Source organism: Desulfitobacterium sp. (genome assembly GCF_035539115.1).
Classification (GTDB): Bacteria; Bacillota; Desulfitobacteriia; order Desulfitobacteriales; family Desulfitobacteriaceae; genus Desulfitobacterium_A.
On sequence record NZ_DATLJA010000110.1, the window covers coordinates 13781 to 36174 of the forward strand.

Below are 22394 nucleotides of genomic sequence, written 5' to 3' on the forward strand. Positions count from 1 at the left end.
AATACATCCAAAGCATAAGCACAAGGAGGATTTACTTTGCTTTCATCAAAACTTCCTCAACCGTTTAAAGAGCGCATGGCTCAAAATCTCAAAGATGAGTTCACAGCTTTTCTCGCCTCTTATGATTCTCCCCGTCTTAATGGCTTAAGAGTAAATACCCTGAAGGTAAGCGCAGAAAAATTTAGCCAGCGCTGGCCCTTTGAACTTGAACCTATTTCTTGGACCAAGGATGGCTTTTATTATCATTATACCACTCATCCCGGACAACATCCCTATCACGCAGCTGGCGTGTATTATTTGCAGGAACCTTCGGCAATGGCCGTTCTTCATTATTTAGATCCTCAACCCGGTGAGCGAATTCTTGATCTGGCTGCAGCCCCCGGCGGTAAATCAACGGGCATTGCAGCTCGCTTAGAACGCGAAGGTCTCCTTTGGTCAAATGAAATACATCCAACGCGAGCCCGAATTCTCGCCCAGAATATGGATCGTTGGGGCGCTCCTAATGTTATTGTGTCCAACGAAAACCCGGATCAACTTGCGAATCATCTTCCAGGATTTTTCGATAAAGTTTTATTAGACGCTCCCTGTTCCGGCGAAGGCATGTTTCGCAAAGATCCTGAAGTCATCGAGGAATGGTCGATCGAGCATGTCCAGTCCTGCGCTCATCGACAAGCCTTAATTTTAGAATCGGCCGCAACTCTGGTTCGACCCGGCGGACGTCTCGTTTACTCCACCTGCACTTTCGCTCCTGAGGAGAACGAAGAAATGATTCTTCGTTTTCTCGAGTCTCACCCCAAGTTTAGACCTCTCTCCCTTCCTGACCCTGCCTCAGGCTTTGTACATCCCTCCACACTTCCGGAGGCCGTTCGCCTTTATCCCCATCGTGTTCGCGGAGAAGGGCATTTTATCATCGCCTTGATTCGGGAGGAACAATATGCTGAGGATGAGGATTCGGCAAGTTACATCACCGGCAAGGTTCGAAAAAGCTCGACTCTCCGTAAGCAAAGCTCTTCTCTCCCTGCGGCAGACTCCAGCTCTGAACTTACTGATTTCCTAACGGGGACTCTGTCCTCTGTAAGCGCCAACGTACTCAAGACTCAACGCTTCTCTTCAGAAAATATTCTAGCCTTTGGAGATCATCTTTACTCCCTTCCAGAACCGAATCTTGATTTTCGCGGGTTAACAATCCTTCGTCCAGGCCTGTATTTGGGCGAAAAAAGGCCCGGCCGTTTCCAACCGGGTCAGGCTCTTGCTTTAGCTTTAACGCCAAATTCCGTTTCTTCCTATCTTTCCTTATCCTTAAATGATCCTTTGCTTGGGCGCTATCTCCACGGTGAAGCTCTGCCCAACGAAGGTCCCAACGGGTGGGTCCTCGTTGGCATCGAAGAATTTCCGCTCGGTTGGGGCAAACGCGTTCAAGGTTTAATTAAAAACCATTATCCCAAGGAGCTACGAAATCGCTAGGGTTATACTCTGAAAAGTGACTTAAGACCTCAGAGCGTAGCTTTCCACTCAGGAATGAACGATTTCGGCGGAGGGGCGGTGAGACGAACGAAGCTTTCGAGGACGAAAGCCCGTGAAGGGGTTTCGCGCTTTAGCTTAGCGGCGCCACTGGTTCACTTCAGGTATTACCCTGAGGTTTGGCAGAGCTCCCTCGGAAGCAAGTGAGGCAGCCCCGGAGACGAAGTTTAACTCAACGCTTTCCAAGCGACTTTCATCAACTCTGGATCCACAAGGGTTCCATTCCCTTTTTCCAAGATACCTAAGGCTACTCCTTCACTGAGTGCCTTTCGATAAGGACGCTCCTCCGTAAGTGCAGCAAAAATATCAGCGATCGTCATCAAGCGAGATCCCGTGTCTAAGTCAGCCTTCGTCAGCGCAAATGGATACCCCTGCCCATCGAGTCGCTCATGATGGTAGGCAGCCCAGCGCACAACGTGCAGTGGAAACCCGGCTTCATTGAGCAAGCGATAAGTATAGTAAGTGTGGGTCCGAATCACTTCGATTTCATCCAGATCCAAGTGACCAGGTTTATCGAGAATCCGTCGCGGAACGGAGAGTTTACCCAAATCATGTAAAAGTCCCGCAACTCGTATCTCCGCTATATCCTTCTCTTCCCACCCTAAAACTTTCGCCAACCGCTCTGCCGTTTCCGACACCGACTGAGAATGTCGAGCCGTGAACGCACTTTTTTGGTCAATCAAATCGGCAAAGGTGTGCGCTAGTATGTTTGTAAATTGATCTTCTAAAGGACTGCTCACAGGGAAATCACCATTTACACCTAACTTTTCAAAAGCAATCTGCATTAAGTTGGCCTGCTCCAGATCGAGCCAAAACGCTTCTTGCTGGGCAATTTCGATAAACGCCGGAACAACCTCGGCAAAGAAGAGACTGCCCTCATGTTCTTTGACCCAAAAAATTAGGTTATCCTTCTCCGCCTTCGTCAACATTCCTCTGCTCAGATGGACATCGATTCTGTCCGCAAGCCCTAATATTTTCGCGAAAAAGGGAACTTCCTTAGGATCCTTTTTCAAGGCACTATGGTTAATATCCGGGGCTTCATGATGGTAGCGAATCGCCGGAGCAAGAATATCCCCGTCCGGGAAAGGACTGACAATCTCCGCACCCAAGATACAATGTTCCCTTATTAACCGACTATCCCCATGAAACTTTCGGAACCCCCCAACTGCCCCAATATCATGAAGTAAGCCCGCCATCGTAACATGAATTAAGTCATTTTCGGAAAGTTTTAGGGCTTTACCCAAACTTAAAGCAATATAAGCAACTCGCTCCCCATGGCGTTGACCCAATGGTGCATGGAATCCCTTTTCAATCTCTTCATCCACCAAGGCAAGATCAAGAGCTTTAGAAAAGCTCCACATCCTTCGAATGAGGGAAGTATATTCTGGACTCATTATTATTTTCCTCCCCTATTCTCGTAATCCCATCTGAGCCAAAGAGGTAGCTGAGTTAGCCACATCTTCAGAAGCTGCTCCAATTTGACCCGCCGTTTGGGTAAGCGCATCAATTTGGCTGGCAATTTCTTGGACTTGCTGAATGCTTGCCGTGATTGCAGACATGATATCTGCAAATCGGCTCACGACTTCACGAGCTTCAGTGGCTGCGCCTTGCATCTCCTTCGTGGTCTCCACAATCGCTTTATTAACCGCTGCCGTGTTTTGTTTCGTAAGCATGATCATCGCACTGATCTCTTTAACCGACTGTTCAGATTTACTCGCCAGTTTTTTTACTTCCTCAGCTACAACCCCAAAACCTCGTCCAGCCTCGCCAGCACGGGCTGCTTCAATCGCAGCATTTAAGGCTAGAAGGTTAGTCTGAGAGGCGATCTCTTTAATAACATCTGTAATACTGGCGATTCGAGCTGAACTTTCATCAAGTTCCAGCATTCTATCCTGCATCTGACCGGTCATATCCGCCAATCCTAGGATACGTTCGGAAATCTGCTGAATCTTTTGCGATCCTTCCTGTGCCAAGGTATCTACCTTATGCGAGAATTGTGCCGCATCCCCCGCATTTTGGGAGATCATTTCTGTAGCTTCATGCATTTGTGCAGCTGAAGCTGCAGTTTCTTCTGAAGTTGCTGCCAAAGCTTGGCTCGCCTCACTGACACGGCGTTGCAGACTGTCAATCTCGACATACGCTTGTTCAAGCTCCGTCTTTTTATCGATTTCTTGCATATAAGATTGAATATAGCTGGCCATAACAACCTGTTGATCAAAACTGAAAATCTTAAGAAGGGCAAGGCTTAAGCGTAAAGCCTGTTCCGGCTTTTTCCGATACTGTTGTTGAATACGCGGTAGAATTTCATCATAGAGCACCTGATAAGAGCTTAGATAATAAAAAGGCGGCAAGTTGATTCGTTTATGAACATTTCCGATCGTGACCCGCCAGGCCATAAATTCTTCATCGATTTTATCGGTGAAAATTGAAAGTATGTACTTCTTCATGGTGACGTAGAGTTTATCTACAGCAGAATACTTGTCAATAATTGCTTTGAGCGCAGGAATGGTCAAAACATGACCATAGAAATGGCGCACGATGTCATCGATATCACGTTCCATCAAGGGGCGTAATTCCTTAAGCAAAGCTAATTGCTGTTCATCCAACCGAAGTAATTGTATAGATTCTTTTAAATCAAATTGATGAAGCTGAATCATAACTAGTCTCCTTCCATTTCGGGTTTATATTTTAGCGTTATTGGGATTCCTGATCTTTATCCGTCTTAAATTCTTTTCCATAGATCAATACACCCAGACCAGTCAAAACAACATTGACTGTACAAAACGAGCCATGTACCCCTACAGGGCAATTATCACAGATGCTTTGCACTTCACTAAATGCATCTAGTAATTCAATCTGATTATAGCGTTCTGGAAGAATCGGGACACTACGATACATGTCTAAGATATCCTTGGGGATCTTATCCGAAAATTTCTCTCCGGTTTTTGCAGCTTCTCCGAGTATTTCCTTCGCCATAAAAAGCTGACAAACGGGTGTACAATGACATTCTGAGTTACAGGCCTTAGTCATTCTTAAAAACGCTTTTAGCGCTGTCAGTTTGCTAAATCCTTGACGTTCCATTGCGCTATCCTCCTCTGCTTTGACTTCTCGACAAACATAGTTGTCTTGATGGACTAATCTCTTTTCCGCACATGGCAAACCTTCCTCATACCTTTCAAATGCAATGCACTTATAAACTATCAAAATTGAATGAATTAGAATAAATATAATTACTTCTAAGATAGTTCTATATTTTACAGAAAAATCCTGCCGAACTTCTACCGTCGACAGGATTTTTTACTAATTTAGCTTACGTTACGCCTTAGATAGTATGAATTGGCTCGTGAACTAGCGGTAGTAGTTCCTATTCCCGTAACTCTGCTTCTTAATCGTGCTACACTCCCATCCATTGCAATTTGATAGATAGCGATTTCACCGTTATCCACGGTCCACTCGTTACAGCATTCTCCACAAAAATAGCGTTCTCGGCTAATCTTTCCAATCTCTCTAGAACCGCAAATCGGACAAATCCACACAGATTCCATCTCCTTTATCTTTCTTTGAACTCAGTTCGAGCATTTTTTGTCTAATTATTTATCAATCTCATAAAGCTTTGCTTTATCGTTTTTAACTAACTAAGATGTAAGACAGTATAACAGGAAAGTATGAAAGTAAGCTTAAGAAATTGTGAACTTATTGTGAACTTATTGTGAAATAATTCTAGACAAAGTTAAAGCCCAATCTCTGCACAAGCAAAGATCGGGGCTAATAAGTATGATCGGAGCGTTGAGTTTAGTACGTCCGATACTGCGCCTTCCCTGTTTCGTAGAGGTTATTCCCCTCCTGGTCAATAATAACCATCACCGGGAAATCCTTGACTTCAAGCCGACGCACGGCTTCCGGACCAAGCTCAGGATAGGCGATAACTTCAGCGGCCACAATCCGTTTCGCTAAGAGAGCGCCCGAACCACCAATGGCCCCAAAATAAACGGCTCCATATTTTTTCATAGCCGCAATGACTTCCTCAGAACGTAATCCTTTACCAATCATTCCGGTTAAGCCCCGTTCAATCAACGTTGGGGAATAGGCATCCATCCGATAGCTTGTCGTGGGTCCTGAGGAACCAATCACCTGACCTGGTTTTGGGGGAGTAGGCCCTACGAAGAAAATGACCTGATCTTTCACATCAAAAGGAAGCGCTTCCCCGCGGGCCAAAGCGTCGACCATTTTTTTATGGGCCGCATCCCGTCCGGTATAAATCACACCGCTAATTAAGACATTATCTCCCGACTTAAGTTGAGCTACCTTTTCATGGGTGAGTGGAGTTTCTAAACGAATGACCTCAGCCATTATTCCTCCCTCCCCTTCAGCGTGATGGTTTTATGGCGTGCTGCATGGCAGTTAATATTGACCGCAACCGGCAGCATGGCGATATGCGTGGGATACACTTCTAAATTTACCGCTAAGGCCGTGTTTACCCCACCAAACCCTTGCGGTCCAATTCCCAGCTTATTGATCCGCTCCAGTAATTCCTCTTCGATCTTCGCTAAACGTTCTTCCTTGTTATGTACACCCACATCGCGTAGAAGTGATTTCTTCGCCAAATACGTAGCCTTCTCCATATTGCCGCCTACACCCACGCCCACAATAATCGGCGGACAGGGATTTCCTCCCGCTTGATCCACGGTATCCACCACGAACTGCATCGCTCCCTCTAAACCATCGGAAGGTTTAAGCATTTTTAAAGCCCCCATATTTTCGCTGCCCGCACCTTTTGGCGCAACGGTAATCTGGAGCTCGTCTCCAGGAACAAGGCCATAATGAATGATCGCCGGTGTATTATCTTTCGTGTTCACCCGATCAAAGGGATCTTTGACTACGGATTTACGGAGATAGCCCTTTTCATAGCCCCGACGCACTCCTTCATTCAAGGCATCGGTTAACGCTCCACCCTCAATATGCAGCTCCTGCCCCAGTTCGACAAAGATGACCGTCATTCCTGTATCCTGGCACATCGGCACCCGCTCCTCATGGGCAATCGTAGCATTTTCAATCAGACGATCAAGCACTTCCCGACCTAGAGGCGATTTTTCCGTAGTTAACGCTTTTTTGAAGCTTAGCAGCACGTCCTCCCCCAGGTCATAGTTCGCTTCGATGCAGAGTTTTTCCACAGCATCAATAATCGCATTGACATAAACGGTTTTCATCGTCTTTCTCCCTCACAATTTATTTTAAAAACTTATTTTCTTGGTTCAAGCAAAGTTACATTATGAAGTTCGCCTTCTTCCTATTTTACTTGAATCAATTTAATAATGGTAGTTTTTATTGGTCCATTACAGCTTTTAATATTCTCCCCACCCGTTGTTAGGTGAACCGAGTATGAATATCGGGACAATTCCAGATGGAGTAAAAACGAACATTGTTAAAGAAAACGACAGAAAGTCAAACACATTTTTTGTGAACGGCTTTCTGTCGTTTTCTTAATTTTATTCTAAACTCTCTCCCCCAAAGGGCGAGGTCCATCACCGCAGGTGAAGTACCAATGCCTGACCCGAGCAAAGACCCCAGGCACGGCTTGGGCATAAGCAAGCGTCTTAAAGCAAGCAGCCACCGAACTTAACGAAGAAGATCGGGACGCCATACGTGGCGCACCGGAGGCGGGGCCGCGCACACGACGTGCGCGGCTGGCAGTGAGCCAAACAAGTGCGATACTCTCCACTGGAGACTATCGAGACGGCGAATTTGCCAGGAACCCCGCCGTAACCCGACTTCTAAGCTCTAGTTCGGTCTGCGAGCGCCACAAGCGACCGTTGCCCAAGCCGTGCCCCTAACTCCAAAACGCCTCTTTCGCATGCGTCTTCGCTTTCTCCTTATGGCGGAGAATCTCTAAGGTTCGATTCATTTCATTATGGACGATCATATACCCTTCGTCGACACCCATCCCCGGCTTAGCCAGCATCAGATCTGGTTGCGTTGCTAGGGCTGCATGTACCGCCGTTCGTCCACCGGAATCCGTCTCATTGCAGGACCCTCCAACATATGCCCCGACTCCAAATTTCTTCGCATAAAGCACTGCTTCGACCGTATTCTGAATTCCTCCTAAATCCGGCGTCTTAATCTGTACCATATCGGCCGCTTGAGTATCAACAAACGCGACAATATCCTCATACGTGTTACACCACTCATCCGCGACAACCTCGACCTTAACTCCTCGTACTTTCAGCGCATCCCGCAAAGCCTTGCTTTGCTCAATCTGTCCTTTCTTACTCCCAGCATCCATCGGCCCCTCAATCCGCAAATGAAGAGGCTCAGCCGCTTTTTCCAAGGCAGCAAAATAATTCACCATGCGCTCAACATTATCCTCAAAGGCCAACCCGATCGTTCCATATACATCAATATGCAACGTCGGACGATAATTTCGATCGCCCAGTTCCAGAACCCGATCCTTTAACCACTTTACATAATCTAAAAGAAGCTCTCCCTCTTTCCCCAGTTTCGTCTCCACATTGTTAATCAGCGCATGCGGTAAAACACCCGCCCGTTTGAGAATCGCCTTATCCGCATTATCATAGCGATCATCCCCCGTCTGAGCAAAGATCGGCACTGGTTCAAGCACAAGCGGCAGATTGTACTCCTCCAGAATCACTTCCGTCATCGTAACCTTCTTCGCCTTCGCTACCGCATCAAGAATCGCCTGACTCACTCCATACCGAATCGCTGTATGATAGCGCTCCCCATTCAGACGAACAGAATGCTCCACCCAATCCGCAATCCGCCGGAACGAATCCAGTTCCTGACCCACCAGCATCGGACGAATCTCCTCCAGAATAATCGAAATAAAATCCTGCGCCAAAAAGAGCGGATCTCTTCCACCTGCCCCAGAATACTGGACTGCAGCACAATCTCCAAATGCCACTTGACCATCCTCAAGCATCAGAATGACCGAGATCGACTCCCCACGCTGACGCACAGCCGTGAATCCCGAAGTCAGCGGCTTACCCGTATAAGCAAAACCATCATGAACCGCCCCAGCCTTAATCGCAGCCTGGTCATCAAAATAAAACCCTGTTAACCCCGGAGAAGCAAGAACCTCTACAATTTTCATGATAAATCCCCTTTCAGGCTCATTCAATTAACTTCATCTATCTACAATTCCAAAAGCCTCCAGGCTCCTAAGAAACGGAGCACCCCAACTCAAATAATTCCAAGCGGGCGAGGCAGACGCACCTCCAGTGCGGATGCCAATGCTCAACCCCAGCAAAGACCCAAGAACAGCGCTAATAGTTCCTCAACAGCCAGCCCCAGGCGCCGCTTTGGCCTAAACTGATTTCTGAGCTCTAGTTCGGTCTGCGAGCGCCCCAAGCGACCGTGGCCAAAGCGGCGCCTCTTAGGAGCGGGGCCGCCCTACGAGCATGCCCTTGCCGATTGCATAAATATCATCAATCACCATCTGAAACGACGGATCCCTGCCCTCATCACGTCCCCTCTGAGCGATCCGTTCCTGATGAAACGCCTTGATCTCCGCATCAAATGGCAAATTCCCAAAATCAAGCATTCGTATCGCTCCCTGTGAATCCCGCGCCGGCAGAATCTTTCCGGCATTAAACCGGCTCGGCGCAAACGGTACATCAATCACTCCCGCTGCGAAAGCGCGAACCGCGCCTACAGCAATATCTCCTTCGCCTAACTCCAAAACCTTGTCCAAAATAGCCCGCGTCTCCCTGAGAATCATTTTCTCCTCAAGCGCTAGCTCCTCTGTCATCGGCAACACCTGATCTCTAAGCATATTGAGAATCTGCTTCGTCGTCCGGATCCCTGCAGCATTCGCCTCCTTCGTCGGAATCCCAAGAGCCTCATGGGGTGACTTGACAATAACCTTCGTCGCTTTCCCGAGAGCGCCTACCGTCGCACCCCAAGAGATAACCCCATAAGCCTTCGCTTCATCCTGCGGAAAGCCCCCCATCCATTGATGAAACACCGTCGTAATATCAAAATTTGAATACCCAAGCTTTCTAAGATATTCCTCTGCAACCACAGGGAGCGTATGCAGCGCAGCTACATCTTGGAGTAAGTTCCCGCATTGTCCGTAACCGAGTGACAAACTCCGTACTCCCTGAGCTACCGCTAGGACACCTTCGATGACCGCTACGGCATGGGAAACGGAAGGTGGAACTAAGGTACCTGTCAAGGGGCCAAACGGCTCTCGGTTAATGCTTACTCCTTTTTCCTCATAGAGACCCACCAGCCGGTCCACGTACTGCCAGTATTTAATCGTGCTTTCCACCGAAATATCTTTGGAATACGGAATATTATAGGAAATACCGCCTCCCTCATAAGCCGTAAACCCGCCTGCAAGAGTTATTTCCGCCAACAAGCGGGCATCCGGAGTTCCGTGCCTAACCTGAACTGGGACTTGCATACTTTCCACAACTTGGCGGCAAGCTGCTACCCCATGATTGACTGCCGGAAAGCCATTAAGCATCGAGCGCCCCACCGCCCGACTTTCTTCGATCCCTGCCTGAGCCTCCGCATAGCGGTTTTGGCGAGTATATGAATCAATAGTCGTCGGTAGGAAGTCAGCGCCACCTTCATCTTGTAAATAGCGCAAAAGCTCTAAATGTTCATGCCGAAGAGCCACTCCCGCACGCGGTTGGGCGAACGTAATTCCTTGGCGTTTCCCCTCTTCCAGTTTATGCGCAAAAACCTTGCTTGGCGGTAGATTTTTATGATATTCAACTGCTTCCTCTAAATCAACCTCTTTACCCGTCGACCATTGACCTAGAACATCTTGCCGCTGATGAGCAAACTCTTCGGGGTCCATCTGTTTAACCGTCAATTCCATGGACTCTACCTCCTATAGCTTAAGCAAATATTTTTTCATCATACGTAGGGCCTTCAAGGGAGCGATTTCCCGTAGCAGCCCCATCGCAGCGAGTATATATTTCTGATCTAAATAAAAAGCAGGTTCCTGGGGTTTGAGTAAGGTTGGCTCTGCTGAATCAAACAAAGCCCCACCTAAAATTTCGGTAGGTCGAGAATGATGAAGTAAAACCCCTCCCGTGCCGATTACTACCGGCAGTTGGGTCAGATCCTTGCCCTGTTGGACATACGAAGCCCCAAAGGGAGTATACACAACCTCTAAGGTTCCTGCATGACGCTTCACTGCAAGCTCGACTGCCATCCGCCCCAGACCTGTATCGAACTGATTTTCCCGCTGATTCTTCGGAACCCACCAGGGCTCTTGCTTACAGATCTTGAGCTGAGCATTAACTTCTTCCGTACTCCATCCTAAATACTGAGTAAGATGATGGCCTGATGCTTCAACCAAAGATTCCGCGCTATAGCGCATTCCCAGATCCCCCTCGACCGTCCGCTTCGCATAAGGCTCAGGCAACCCTTTAAGCATCACGCCAGGCTTGCTTGGATCTCCCTTGGCGATTGAATGAACATCGGTCGTCGCTCCGCCGACATCAATAATCAGGAGCTCTCCCCAACCTTCTTCCTCCCCATAGCCCTTCGCTAAAAGCTCTGCTGCGGAGAGAACCGCTGCTGGCGTAGGCATCAACACCCGCTCAATGAACGCTTCCGCTTTATCCAAGCCTTTAGCTTGAATAATATGGGATAAAAATAAATCTCGAATCGCTTTGCGGGCAGAATCTACGTCCAAGACATTGAGTTCAGGCATCACGTTATCCGCACGAACGACCGGAGCATGATGAAGTTTCAAGATCTCTACAGCTTGCGAGGATACCGTCTTATTCCCAGCGACCACCACGGGCAAGCTCAAGGGAAGTTCACAAAGACGCTCGGCATTTTTAAGAAGGATCTCTTTATTTCCACCATCCGTTCCTCCCGCCAACAGCAGAATGTCCGGTTTTGCCGCAACGATTTTGTCAAGATCTTGAGCGGTTAATTCATAGCTGAAAACCTCCAGAATCCGAGCCCCGGCTCCTAATGCCGCCCGGCGAGCCGCTTCCGCTGTCAGCTCTTTGACCAGACCACTCGCGATTATTTTAAGCCCACCTGCCGCACTCGAGCAGGCCAGTTTCCGGACAAAGTTCCAGCCACCCTCAGGCTCCGGAATTTGTGCTAACGCTTGGTTCAGCCCCTCCATAATGTTGGTATCAATCGTCGTTCCCGCAGCGGCTGTCCCCAGGATCTCTTCACGCTCAAGCTCGACAACCGTTATTTTCGTGTAAGTGCTGCCAAAATCGATCAGAAGGATGTGTTGCATACTATCCCTTCCTTTATTTCTTAGAAATTTAGGTCTTTATGCAAATCCATGATCGCTACCTCGGGCATAATCCCTGGAGGATAAACCCGATCAAAACCCATATCCTTAAAACGTTTCTCCACCATCGAAAAATCCTGTTTACCGATCACCAGATTTCCGCCTACATAAATAAGGATATCGCCAATTCCGGCCTCTTGGCATTTCTCACGGAGTCCACGACAATCGATTTCCCCATGTCCATAAAGTGAGGACACTAAAATCACGTCAGCAGCAGTCTCAATTGCCGCTCGAATGAACTCCTCTTGGGAAGCGAGTACCCCGATATTAATGACTTTAAATCCCGCCTGAGAAAAAACATAGTCCAAGATCCGGTTCCCAACTGCATGAACGTCAGCCCCAATCACACCCAGAACCAAGGTTTTCTGTTCCACGATAATCCCTCCAGCCATTGCCTGTTTCTAATCCATCAAGAAATCCTTAATCTCCCCAGATCACTCGTCTAACCTCCTGAATTTGTCCCGGGAGCAGTGTATTGCCAACACTTTGAAAAAGCTCTGGATCGCCACTCACAAAGAATCGCAGTTTCCAAGATTCTTTGGCTGAGTGGGTCGCGGCCACTTGATTTTGGTCTTGGGCTTGATCCAGTTTCGCTAAGACCGCCTTGAGCTCTTCAACCATCCCCTGCGCCGGATCAATCAAGGCAATGCTTTCGCCCAAGATTTCCCGGATGACCGGAGTAAGAAAGGGATAATGGGTACAGCCCAAGATCAACGCATCCACCCCGGCATCTTCAAATCCAGATAAGTACGTACGAGCAATACCCCGAGCCTCTGGCGTTTTGGCGAGTCCTGCTTCGACCAAAGGAACAAACAAAGGACAGGCCTGGGACTTAACTAAAGCTATCGGTTGCTCTCCTTGCTGCCAACCTTCCCTTAACGCTTGGTCTTCAGGCAGCACCCCTTTAGACAGGACTCGACTGATTGCTGAATTATAAGCTTTGCTGCGGACGGTCGCTTCCGTGGCAATTAGACCGATTTTCCCCCCTGCGGTTTTTTTCACAGCCAAACGGGCTCCTGGCTCAATCGTTCCAATAAGTGGAACATTATAACTTTCTTTAAGCGCAGGCAGCGCATTTGCTGAGCTGGTATTGCACGCGGCAACTACAGCTTCTGCGCCCTGGCTGATTAAAAAGGTAATGATTTCTTCGCCGAAACGGATCAATTCTTCTTTACTTCGATTCCCGTAGGGAACCCGCGCTGTATCTCCTAAGTAGATGATTCGGACCTCGGGAATCTGCTCAAGAATCTCCTTCATCACCGTGAGCCCTCCGACTCCCGAATCAAACATACCAATAACGTGTTGACGTTTCACATCGGACCTCCATCACAATTTAGTCTTTTTAATTGATTTTTCTCGTTCTTCAATTTTCTCCTGAGAAATTCTTTGATTTAAGTTCCAATAAGGTACTTCGTAAGAGGTTGATCGACCCAACATCCGGCTCAAAGCGAAATTCAATCAGCTCCATTTGCTCTGGTCGACAGTGCTCTGTAATTTTTCTCATTCTGGGAGCGATAATTGTTGCACTACACTGGGGAAGAAGCCGCTGAAGTTCCTCCTCCTGGGGTTTTACCCGGATCATCAGCTTCGGAAAGAGTCCCGCTCCGTTTAAGGCTATTCTAACCTTTTCGGCAAAAAGATTGCTTTCACAGATCAAAGCAACATCTCTTTCTACAGGAAGTTGGGCGATCCGAACCATCGTATCGAGTTTCGGTTGTAGGGAAATTCCGAGAATCGCCCGTTCACATCCTGCTAAAGCTTCCTTTACCTCCTGAAGATGATTTACCCCAGTGACAACCATGTTCATGGCTTTGATTCGCTCTTGTCCCTGACGTTCCTTAAGCTCAGAGAGCAGGACCGGGATAATTGTCACACCTGGTCCTATATCCCAACAGGCTCCCGCTAACTGCTCCGGATTACACTCAATAAAGGCCACTTTCATTTTCGCCAGAAATGCTTTCTTCTCCATTCCTCGGACATGAGCGAAAGCAACAAAATCATCAATCGTAAACCCAAGGCTTACCGCGTCTTCCATGGCGACATCAATGATACGAAGAATCTTCTCCTTACGGCTTTCTTGCTGGGTGATGAGAATACTATCCGCAACGAAAGTCCCCCTGCCCTGGATGGACGTGAGTATCCCTTCGCTTTCGAGTTCTTTGTACGCCTGACTTACGGTATTCCGGCTCACTCCGAGTTGTTCTGCGAGTTCTCTTTCCGTAAACAGCTTGGTTCCGGTCAGCCAAATTCCTTGGATAAGATTTTTCCGGATTTGTTCTTTAAGCTGAATATAGTAGGGTATTCCGCTTCTCCGGTCAAGCTCCATAGTCTCCCCCCTTACCACTCTAGACCCTATATTTATTCTCAAGATAGAGTATGTATTGGACTATCTATTTGGCATGGTTAATTAGTCCAATTAGGCTAATGTTATTTGTGTTCGACATACCAAAGAATATTCCTGCTTTCAATTATTCCCCAATTTCATAATTTCGTTCTTCTGTTATCAAAAATCGAGTAGGAGGCGGTGACTAACCGCCGTCCAGTATACGGCGGTTCGGTAAGTAAAGAAAACTTGGCTTGCGCCAAGCCTCTAGCGTAGGCGGAAGCCTTAGTTGCACTTATGCTATCTGCCAAAAATTTATACTTTCTGTTAGTACAAAAAAGCCTCTCAAACTTTTATGTTTGGGAGGTTTATACGGAGGGTCATCATAAGTTATGTAAATAATCAACATCATTACAAATTTAAGGACTTTTTATACATCTCCTGAAATTCAGTATAAAGCTCTTCCTTTAGTTTCTTGCACATGTTTGACTTTTTTTATCTCTAAAAGTGTTTTTTGCAGCACTGGACTTTGCTCCAATTCCTCTTTAGCACCTAATGGTACTTTACCAACCAGATTGAAAAGGATATTTTCATCAACGTTAAAAAAGTTCGCGATATTCCGAAGAAGCTTATCGTTTGGTATTCTTACCCCTCGTTCAATCTCAGATAAGGCCATCGGGTTAATACCAACGTGGATACTTACTTTTGCTAAAGACAAACGGTTTTGTAGGCGTAGTTCGAAGAGATATTTGCCAATTCCCATTTTACCTTGTATCATCACTTTAGATTTAACCCTCCTTAAGTGTATACGTCTGGGAAAAAGTATAGTTTCAAAAAAGGGGCTCTGATTTTCAGAGCCCCCAACCACTATTGATTAGCCCTGAGAAATTTATAAACCCTTGTTCGTTAAGTATCTTACCTTTTGATAAGAACTACAACGACTTACCTATCCCAGCAACGGTCGTTTTACCCACTATCACACGCTGTACAATTCCCGGCAGGATAAGAATAAGAATGGCGGCAAGGATAAGAAGTACGCTAACCGCGATCCATGCACTGGTTTCACCAAAGGTATACATCAATGTACCCGACAGAGGTAGCTCTTCCCCACCCGCCACAATATTATAACGGAGAGCGAACACCCCGATGAGACTCAGGACCCCTGAGATCCCTAGAGCTTTTGCTGAGCGCTTACTCAAAAGCAGGATTGCCAAAGGCACTAACATCCCGATAATCACCTGAACAAAAACGAAAGAAAACTGTTTTTGTCCAGTAAGCAAGTGTTTCACCAAGGCTCGTCCGGCATCGTTCAACATGAATACTGCTAGCAGATGAAAGGCTAAAAGTAATACTTCTAAAGTAACCATCCAGATCTTCATGGAATGGATAGCTTCTCCTGTTCCTTCCCCCGCGAGTTTAGTTGTTTTTGCAAAGAAGGTTTGAGCAACGCTGATTAGGCTTAGTCCAGCAACAGCCCCCGAGATAAGGAATAATACCGGAAGCAACGCAGAATTCCACAAGGGGCGCCCGGGAACAGCGGCCAACAAGAAACCCGTATAAAGTCCTAAGGCAGCGGCAAAAACAACACCCACTTGACCCCAACCCTTACTCCGAGCATCTTCTTTCCAGACAAACCAGGTATAAACTAGACAAACAAATCCATAAATCAGAAGGATAAAGGAACCCCAACTCATGACCGAGGACAGATTGACACGGAAGAATACCGTAGGTGCCCGTAAAGGTTGCCCTAAATCCACAACCAAAGCCAACAGCCCTGGGATCAAAGTCGCTAGAGCCATTACACTCGCTGATTTTGCTAAAGGGTTTAACTTTTTCAGGCCAAAGACCGGGCCCAAACTAGAAATAAGGAAAAGTCCCGCACTTAAGCCTGCTAGGAAAAAGTAGACGACAATCAGTGGCCCAAAGGCTGCATGATGCTGAACTTGATACACAAATGTCATGTCCACAGTTCTTACCTCCCTTTCACAAGGTTGGCATAATCCACGCCGGCTAACGCATCATCCAACCCAATATAATATACGCTGGGCTTTGTACCCAGCTCCGGTCGTAAGACTTGAGCCGGATGCTCATTTAATAATCGGCTCACGTCACTGTTTGGATCATTAAGGTCCCCAAAGAATCGAGCATGAGCAATACACGTGCTGACACAAGCCGGAAGAAGCCCTCCTTTGACTCGATCGAGACAAAGATCACATTTTTCCGCCGTACCCTTCTTCGGATTCAAAAAGCGAGCATCATAGGGACAGGCTGACATACAATAGCGGCAACCAATGCATTTCTTTTGATCCACTACGACAATGCCGCCTTCGTCACGGTGTGTCGCTTTGACTGGACACACTTGTTCACACGGTGCCTGTTCACAATGGTTACACAAACGGGGTATTTTAACCCTCGTTACATTCGGGTAATTCCCTTTATCCGCCTCGACCACCCAAGAACGAAAGAATTTCTCTGGAACGTTGTTTTCCATTTTACATGCCGCCGTACAAGCATGACAACCCACGCATCGGCGCAGATCAATCACCATCCCGTAATGCGGTTTTATCTCGGTGCTCATTCGTTATCCCCCTTTGAATTCAAACCAAATCATCGATGTGACTTACGCCTTTTCCAACCGATACGCGCCGCCATTTCGACTGGGAATGCCCGTACTCATCTCGCTAAAGCCAAAAATCATCTTTATCGTAGGATCTATCAAACTGATTCCGCTTAACAGGACACCCGTTCCCAGTGAAGCGTCCCCTCCAACGTTTTTATCCCCAACTTTGTGCGCCCGCGTCCCATACTCCCAGTGGCCATAACCAAACGCAACGCCAACTGTACCTTCAGCAACACCCGGCCGAACTTTCAGGATACCGATCGCTTCTCCGCCCGTTGCCGAAATAAGCTTGACCTTTTCTCCATTCTTTAACCCAAAACGTAAAGCATCGTTGGTATTAATATCGATTGAGTTGGTCGGGTTTAAATCGCGTAGCATAGAATTCACTAACATCGTTGCGCTCCTGAACTTTGCTTTATACGAAGCTCCTTTTAAGGGCCATTGTTCTTCTGGGAATGCTTTTCTCAACGGTGTGCCATCTGCAAAGGCTTCCGGGTTCCAGCCCATGACACCCGAGAACTGTTTGCCTGTAATTGTATTCCTAGCGGTTGCCAAGGCTTCCGTGTAAATCTGGAAACATCCGGAATTTGCATATTTATAATTGTCCCCTACATAGCCCGCTCCATACGATTCAAACCGTCCTCCTCTAGACAGGACATACGCGACCTTCGACCATTCTTCCGTCTTAACACTGTTTTTCCACGTCGCAGTAATACCATCCAAATCTTGCATCTCGCCCTCTCCCGCTGAAAGATCCGGCACGGGAGTCTCATCAAACGCAACATTAGCAACGGCTTTAAGGAAAAAGTCTTCTGGTTTATTCAAAGGATACATCTTTTGATCGGGGCCCGGGATCGCTTGATCTCCATACCCAGGAATGCCAATCTTTTTAGCGACATCGATTAAATAGTTTTCATAACAAGCAAAACGTCCATCTTCCAGTTTAGCTGTCATCGGTTGTACGACAGGCCAACGCAGTGCGGTTCCCTTACCTGCAAAATTCCCCCAAATGAATGGAAGTCCCCAACTTTCATATTGGGTCGTATCCGGAATAATATAGTCCGCTAAGGATGACGTTTCACCCATATAGGCATCAAACGCGATAAAGAGCGGGATCCGTTCCACGTTCTTCATCTCTTTGGCGACTTCATTGCGTGCCGCTCCCGGTGTCGAATGTAGTGGATTAGCCATCCAGACCATTAGAATTTTCGCTTGGTACGGATAGCTATTAACCATGGAATAAATGGCTTGATTATCCGAATTTCCTCCGACAAAACTCATGGTTCCGAAAGCGTACCAAGGAAGTTTTGACGGGTAGGGATTTTCACCTTTAGCCACTTTATCTTTATACTCCGTGGTATTTTCATAAACTCCAGTACGACAAATTGGCACTCCTTGAGAAGGTAATGCCTTGGGAAGCCCGAGCAATTTGTATTGATTCATCAATAAATTATACGATGCCCCGCCAACACCGGGAATCATTCCACCTTTTTTATAGAAGGCTCCCACTAAAGTCGCTAAGACATGGTGCGCCATAGCTCCGTCCAAACCATTAGCGGCTGCCGTGTTACCCATGCCATCAATCCCGACTTTGGTCCCATGGGACGTAAATTCTTTGGCAATCTCAATAATCGTATTCTCAGGAACCCCACAATCTTTAGCATAAGCTGAGATCTCTTGACTGAAAGCACTCTCTTGTAAGAATAAGAAACCGGTTTGCACTTTAATCGCTTTCCCGTTTTTATCCTTAACTTCCCCACTAAAGAAAAGATCGCCTTCCGTTGACTGAGTATAGATCACCGGTTTACCTTCCGCTTTATCTATCACGATAAAATAGTCCGGTTTCTGGGGAGGCGTTCCAGCTGGTTGCAACGGATCGGGTTCGGGAAGAGGAGGCAATGGAAGCCCTAAATCTTCTGCTCGAAGTACTTTTCGATCATGCGGATGACTTGGATCATTAATCACAAGGTGACTGGCATTGGTCCAACTGTTAAATCCTCTTTCTTTCGCCACTTTAAGATTCGGTGCCGTGAGGTAAGCTGCATTAAAGCGCTTGTTCTCAATAATCCAGCGAATCATCGCCATAGCAAAAGCACCATCTGTTGCGGGTTTAATAGGAACCCATTTGCCACCATCCCCGATTGGGGCGACTGCTCCACCCTGCATCACAGGGTCAACGACAACAAACTTCAATCGTCCTTCGGCCGCTCCGGCTGTCACTTGTCGGGCAAGCGCCTGAAATGGAGATCCGCTGTGTCCCGGAAACAAACCGAGATAGAGAATGAACTCTGCATTTTTTACATCCGGTTTAACGAGGTTACCGCTAGCTACCTGCGCCGCAGGTATTTTGGCGCCCCCTCATGAGTATCCATGGGTATACATATTACGGGTTCCGAAAGCACCGGCGAAGCGGCCGCTAAAGACCGTACGACCATCAAAGCGGCCACCGAGCATCACCAACTGATTCGTTTTAGGACCCAAATCCGGTTGTTTTGGGTCAATGAGCGTCTTGGGATCGTACACTTGTCTTAACCCTTCAATCGGCGTTGTCTCTCCAAGATGTTGAAAGGGGGTTCCCCCTTCCACGGTTTCTTGTACAGCTTGCTCCCAAGAGATCGGCTGCCATTTTCCTTCCCCACGCTTATCTGCACGTTTAAGGGGAACAAGCACCCGATACGAGTCATAATGGGCTTGAAGGGTCGCATTTCCACGGGCACAGAGCGTTGCTCGAGCCTGATGGCCTTTATCTTTATAGCGACTAAACGCAAGATAACTTTCTGTTAAGGGATCTTCAATCGCTAGATGAGGTTCCGCGTTTGTAGGATTATACGGATTTCCAAAGACCCGCATAATCTGCCCCGTCCGTTTGTCAATCTTAACTCGATTACCACAGGAACTATAACATCCTAAACAAGCACTGTTGCGCATAACAATATTTGGATTGAGCTCAACCTCCCCCGTCTTCGGATTAATGCGGGCCTCGAGTTCTTGCCCTCCTCCTGTCGCGGGTATAAATTCCGGGGGTTGACCTGCAAAGCTTAGATTCTCAAATCCTAAACCGGTAACTGCTACCGCACCGACCACTGCAGAGAATTTAAAAAAGTCACGACGTTTCATGAATTGCTTTCACTCCTTCTTTCAGATTTTTAACGATGAGAATGGAAAGATTAAATCAAAGAACAATCCTGAAATTAATTCGGCATCTGCATCCCCCCCCCTCACTTTAATGTCAGCATGACGTCATTTTAATGCTCCTTCATCTCCCCTTGCTTCACGTTAGTTTCAATCTCTAGTAAATCTAACGCGACCCAATTTTCAGCAGTCCGAGCCGCTTGTGCATAATAACCCGGCGCGAGGTCTAGTAAAGCCTGGGCAAAATTTTCTAACCATTGGCTGAGGTGTTCACGTAAAAATTGGAGTTCAAACGTCTGCCACTTTAAAGCTTCAACCGGGTTTTTTTTATCCCAAGCCACTTGTTCAGCAGCACAAAGCATCGCCATAAACGCGAGTTCAAAACCCACGTGATCCGGCAAGTGAATATCCTTCAACGGTGCAAATACATGAAGCATTTGAGGGTGAAAGTTCACGGCAGCGTAGCATGCTGCGACATGGCTCGCCTCCATACTATTCAAAATTCCAAAAGGTTTACGTTCTCCGGCTCTATAATTCAATAAAGCGGATTCATAGGGAGGAACATACTTCCCAGACATTGGAACAAAAAAACAGTCAAAATAATCTTGGCGAAGTCTCTCTACAAAAGCATCATCATCCTCCGGGATACCCACATCAACCTTGCCCGGATAAGTTCCTACCTCCTTTAATAAATCTCGTAGAGCCTCAATGTACTGTGGAAATTGAGAAGCAGTCGGTTCTTGAAGAAAAATGCTAGCTAAAAGAGTATAGATATTTTCCCGAGACTGGGCGTTCATTACCTTATCCTCGAACATAAAGCCACCTATATCCTTTCTAAGCGCAACACGCTATTTATTACTCGTAGGCTACCCGTTGATCCAATATCATGGAATCAGCTGAGTCTTTTGGCTTATAAAAGAGTACACTTTCACTAAGATCCCCAAGATTATTGACTATACAGCGTTATCAAGCCTTGGCTTTTTTATGCAATCAGCTACCCCCTTGTTCAACAATTCGCGGCTTTACGATCTACAGGTTTAGTTAATTTGGTCAAATACTTAATATTGGTTTTAAAAAAATTGGGGCTTCCCTTTTTTACCGGTTTGTAGTTACCTGTCGGGCAGCAACATTTGAACCTTGGTGTAATATAGTTTAACTTTTTCTTAATACTTACATTTTAGTTCTGCGGAAATCTTTAAATTCCTTCAAGAAAATTTATAAAAGAATAATTTATTTTTATACATTATCAAAAGATCGCTGTCAGGTCTAAAAAAGAAAAGCGCCCGTTAAATATTGACGAGCGCTAGATTTTTAATTTTTTAAGCAACATCTTATTATATAAGCGAACGATTCCGCTTATAAAACTGAATATAATTTAGAATAAATTTTAAATCTCCAGCATCCAAGTCGCGTACTGCCCTAAGAACGGCCTGGACACGAGGATCACCCAGAAGAGCTATAACCTCTGAATTTAATGAACCGAGCAAATTTTCAACATCCTCTTGCTCCAAAAGAAAATAACAGACCGAGACTCCTAGTTCCTTGGCCACGTTTTCCAGGGTGTCCAATGAAGGCTCAGATTGGTCATTTTCAATCTGGCTAATCATTGCCGGAGTAACTCCTGCTTTGTCTGCCAAAGCGACCCCCGTAAGCCCTTGCTTTTCTCGCTCGGTGCGCACTTTTTTTCCGATTGATAACGTACCTGCAGATTTTTCCAGAAAGTATCGCACCGTAACACCTAACGTCTCTGCGAGCCGATCTAATGTCTCTAAGCCAGGTTCTTCTGTCCCATCTTCATAAATCTGAATTCGTTCCGCCGGAATCCCGGAGAGTTCACTTAGTTCTTCAATACTCAAGCTTCGCCCTTTACGTATAAAGCGAATTTTTTCTCCATGTACCTCTTCATTTTCAGGGCTAAATAGATAAGTTGGGGAAATATTTAGTACATCTGAAAGTCTTTTTACCATTGCTACCGAAGGTTTTTTAACTCCACGCTCAACCGCACTTAAAAAAGAACATGAAACTTCTAACTGATCGGACAAGACTTGAAGGGTCATCCCCCGTTGTTTCCGAAAATTCCGTATAGTTGCACCTAAAGCCATGACTCAACCACCTTTGTTATTAGAAAATTTGGGACGTTAAAGTTTATGAATTCATTATAAATATATCATATCATTCAAAAGTAATCGAGTAGGAGGCGGTGACTAACCGCCGTCCTCTCACGCTATCGTACGTACCGTCCTGTATACGGCGGTTCGGTAAGTTAAAAATAGGACTGGCAAATGCGAGTCCTTTTCCTTTGGTGTATGACCGTTACTCAGCACTTCCGCATTACCTCAAGGTTCTAACAGTACTACGATCTGAACTTACTTCTGGATGTTCAACCATACCTCTCGGCATAGCGGACTTTCACCGCCAAGTTATTGCCCATGTCGGACAAAGCAAAAAAGAGGGCCACACCTTTTTTCAAACGTGAGGTCCTCTTCTTGGAAGAAAAGTTCAAAACT

At 46.6% G+C, this 22394-nt stretch carries 21 protein-coding genes; 2 read left to right on the plus strand and 19 right to left on the minus strand.

Annotated features, from left to right (window positions below):
• Nucleotides 1-36 precede the first annotated feature (36 nt).
• A complete protein-coding gene (locus VM640_RS16925) occupies nt 37-1464 on the plus strand; it encodes an RsmB/NOP family class I SAM-dependent RNA methyltransferase (RefSeq protein WP_325394351.1) in 1428 nt (475 codons plus the stop codon).
• 224 nt (nt 1465-1688) lie between these two features.
• Here the strand turns inward: VM640_RS16925 and VM640_RS16930 are convergent, their stop codons facing one another.
• The 19 genes from VM640_RS16930 to VM640_RS17020 form a co-directional block, all read right to left on the minus strand.
• A complete protein-coding gene (locus VM640_RS16930) occupies nt 1689-2915 on the minus strand; it encodes an HD domain-containing phosphohydrolase (protein WP_325394353.1) in 1227 nt (408 codons plus the stop codon).
• A 15-nt stretch (nt 2916-2930) separates the two neighbouring features.
• Nucleotides 2931-4178 carry a globin-coupled sensor protein gene (locus tag VM640_RS16935; protein WP_325394355.1) on the minus strand — a complete coding sequence of 416 codons (1248 nt, stop codon included), beginning with the start codon at nt 4176-4178 and terminating at the stop codon, nt 2931-2933.
• 37 nt (nt 4179-4215) lie between these two features.
• A complete protein-coding gene (locus VM640_RS16940; protein WP_325394357.1) occupies nt 4216-4602 on the minus strand; it encodes a nitrite reductase in 387 nt (128 codons plus the stop codon).
• Between the two features lie 224 nt (nt 4603-4826).
• Nucleotides 4827-5057 carry a hypothetical protein gene (locus VM640_RS16945; RefSeq protein WP_325394359.1) on the minus strand — a complete coding sequence of 77 codons (231 nt, stop codon included), beginning with the start codon at nt 5055-5057 and terminating at the stop codon, nt 4827-4829.
• A gap of 256 nt (nt 5058-5313) precedes the next feature.
• Nucleotides 5314-5871: a Fe-S-containing hydro-lyase gene (locus tag VM640_RS16950; RefSeq protein ID WP_325394361.1), complete on the minus strand. Its 558-nt coding sequence runs from the start codon at nt 5869-5871 to the stop codon at nt 5314-5316.
• A complete protein-coding gene (locus VM640_RS16955) occupies nt 5871-6728 on the minus strand; it encodes a fumarate hydratase (RefSeq protein WP_325394363.1) in 858 nt (285 codons plus the stop codon). Before VM640_RS16955 ends, VM640_RS16950 begins: the two co-directional genes overlap by 1 nt.
• 620 nt (nt 6729-7348) lie before the next feature.
• Entirely contained in the window at nt 7349-8626 is a 1278-nt protein-coding gene (locus tag VM640_RS16960; protein ID WP_325394365.1) for a methylaspartate ammonia-lyase, read from the minus strand.
• A gap of 282 nt (nt 8627-8908) precedes the next feature.
• Nucleotides 8909-10363, minus strand: coding sequence for a methylaspartate mutase subunit E (locus VM640_RS16965; protein ID WP_325394367.1), 1455 nt, complete (start codon nt 10361-10363; stop codon nt 8909-8911).
• A 12-nt stretch (nt 10364-10375) separates the two neighbouring features.
• Nucleotides 10376-11755, minus strand: a complete 1380-nt coding sequence (gene glmL / locus VM640_RS16970; protein WP_325394369.1) for a methylaspartate mutase accessory protein GlmL — start codon at nt 11753-11755, stop codon at nt 10376-10378.
• 20 nt (nt 11756-11775) lie between these two features.
• Complete coding sequence (gene glmS, locus VM640_RS16975) at nt 11776-12186, minus strand: methylaspartate mutase subunit S (RefSeq protein WP_325394395.1); 411 nt, start codon at nt 12184-12186, stop codon at nt 11776-11778.
• A 46-nt stretch (nt 12187-12232) separates the two neighbouring features.
• A complete protein-coding gene (gene murI / locus VM640_RS16980; protein ID WP_325394370.1) occupies nt 12233-13126 on the minus strand; it encodes a glutamate racemase in 894 nt (297 codons plus the stop codon).
• Between the two features lie 49 nt (nt 13127-13175).
• Nucleotides 13176-14138, minus strand: a complete 963-nt coding sequence (locus VM640_RS16985; protein ID WP_325394372.1) for a GntR family transcriptional regulator — start codon at nt 14136-14138, stop codon at nt 13176-13178.
• A gap of 445 nt (nt 14139-14583) precedes the next feature.
• Nucleotides 14584-14913 (minus strand): helix-turn-helix domain-containing protein, encoded by a 330-nt coding sequence (locus VM640_RS16990; RefSeq protein WP_325394397.1) that lies wholly within the window; start codon nt 14911-14913, stop codon nt 14584-14586.
• A 154-nt stretch (nt 14914-15067) separates the two neighbouring features.
• The gene (nrfD, locus tag VM640_RS16995) at nt 15068-16096 is read right to left on the minus strand and encodes an NrfD/PsrC family molybdoenzyme membrane anchor subunit (RefSeq protein ID WP_325394399.1); all 1029 of its coding nucleotides are present in this window, start codon (nt 16094-16096) and stop codon (nt 15068-15070) included.
• An 11-nt stretch (nt 16097-16107) separates the two neighbouring features.
• Nucleotides 16108-16713 (minus strand): sulfate reduction electron transfer complex DsrMKJOP subunit DsrO, encoded by a 606-nt coding sequence (gene dsrO, locus VM640_RS17000; RefSeq protein WP_325394374.1) that lies wholly within the window; start codon nt 16711-16713, stop codon nt 16108-16110.
• A gap of 42 nt (nt 16714-16755) precedes the next feature.
• Complete coding sequence (locus VM640_RS17005) at nt 16756-19101, minus strand: molybdopterin-dependent oxidoreductase (RefSeq protein ID WP_325394401.1); 2346 nt, start codon at nt 19099-19101, stop codon at nt 16756-16758.
• Between the two features lie 12 nt (nt 19102-19113).
• Nucleotides 19114-19872 carry a twin-arginine translocation signal domain-containing protein gene (locus tag VM640_RS17010; protein ID WP_325394376.1) on the minus strand — a complete coding sequence of 253 codons (759 nt, stop codon included), beginning with the start codon at nt 19870-19872 and terminating at the stop codon, nt 19114-19116.
• A gap of 128 nt (nt 19873-20000) precedes the next feature.
• The gene (locus VM640_RS17015) at nt 20001-20702 is read right to left on the minus strand and encodes a TorD/DmsD family molecular chaperone (protein WP_325394378.1); all 702 of its coding nucleotides are present in this window, start codon (nt 20700-20702) and stop codon (nt 20001-20003) included.
• A 519-nt stretch (nt 20703-21221) separates the two neighbouring features.
• Nucleotides 21222-21989, minus strand: coding sequence for a helix-turn-helix domain-containing protein (locus tag VM640_RS17020; protein WP_325394380.1), 768 nt, complete (start codon nt 21987-21989; stop codon nt 21222-21224).
• A gap of 98 nt (nt 21990-22087) precedes the next feature.
• Here VM640_RS17020 and VM640_RS17025 point away from each other — a divergent pair, with 98 nt between their 5' ends.
• Nucleotides 22088-22363 (plus strand): hypothetical protein, encoded by a 276-nt coding sequence (locus VM640_RS17025; RefSeq protein ID WP_325394381.1) that lies wholly within the window; start codon nt 22088-22090, stop codon nt 22361-22363.
• Nucleotides 22364-22394 lie beyond the last annotated feature (31 nt).

What these genes read in the sequence shown, in the direction of transcription:
- VM640_RS16930 (WP_325394353.1), bottom strand. Translation starts at nt 2,915, where the DNA reads ATGAGTCCAGAATATACTTCCCTCATTCGAAGGATGTGGAGCTTTTCT.
- VM640_RS16935 (WP_325394355.1), bottom strand. Translation starts at nt 4,178, where the DNA reads ATGATTCAGCTTCATCAATTTGATTTAAAAGAATCTATACAATTACTT.
- VM640_RS16940 (WP_325394357.1), bottom strand. Translation starts at nt 4,602, where the DNA reads ATGGAACGTCAAGGATTTAGCAAACTGACAGCGCTAAAAGCGTTTTTA.
- VM640_RS16950 (WP_325394361.1), bottom strand. Translation starts at nt 5,871, where the DNA reads ATGGCTGAGGTCATTCGTTTAGAAACTCCACTCACCCATGAAAAGGTA.
- VM640_RS16955 (WP_325394363.1), bottom strand. Translation starts at nt 6,728, where the DNA reads ATGAAAACCGTTTATGTCAATGCGATTATTGATGCTGTGGAAAAACTC.
- VM640_RS16960 (WP_325394365.1), bottom strand. Translation starts at nt 8,626, where the DNA reads ATGAAAATTGTAGAGGTTCTTGCTTCTCCGGGGTTAACAGGGTTTTAT.
- VM640_RS16965 (WP_325394367.1), bottom strand. Translation starts at nt 10,363, where the DNA reads ATGGAATTGACGGTTAAACAGATGGACCCCGAAGAGTTTGCTCATCAG.
- glmL (WP_325394369.1), bottom strand. Translation starts at nt 11,755, where the DNA reads ATGCAACACATCCTTCTGATCGATTTTGGCAGCACTTACACGAAAATA.
- VM640_RS16985 (WP_325394372.1), bottom strand. Translation starts at nt 14,138, where the DNA reads ATGGAGCTTGACCGGAGAAGCGGAATACCCTACTATATTCAGCTTAAA.
- VM640_RS16990 (WP_325394397.1), bottom strand. Translation starts at nt 14,913, where the DNA reads ATGATACAAGGTAAAATGGGAATTGGCAAATATCTCTTCGAACTACGC.
- nrfD (WP_325394399.1), bottom strand. Translation starts at nt 16,096, where the DNA reads ATGACATTTGTGTATCAAGTTCAGCATCATGCAGCCTTTGGGCCACTG.
- dsrO (WP_325394374.1), bottom strand. Translation starts at nt 16,713, where the DNA reads ATGAGCACCGAGATAAAACCGCATTACGGGATGGTGATTGATCTGCGC.
- VM640_RS17010 (WP_325394376.1), bottom strand. Translation starts at nt 19,872, where the DNA reads ATGAAACGTCGTGACTTTTTTAAATTCTCTGCAGTGGTCGGTGCGGTA.
- VM640_RS17015 (WP_325394378.1), bottom strand. Translation starts at nt 20,702, where the DNA reads ATGTTCGAGGATAAGGTAATGAACGCCCAGTCTCGGGAAAATATCTAT.
- VM640_RS17020 (WP_325394380.1), bottom strand. Translation starts at nt 21,989, where the DNA reads ATGGCTTTAGGTGCAACTATACGGAATTTTCGGAAACAACGGGGGATG.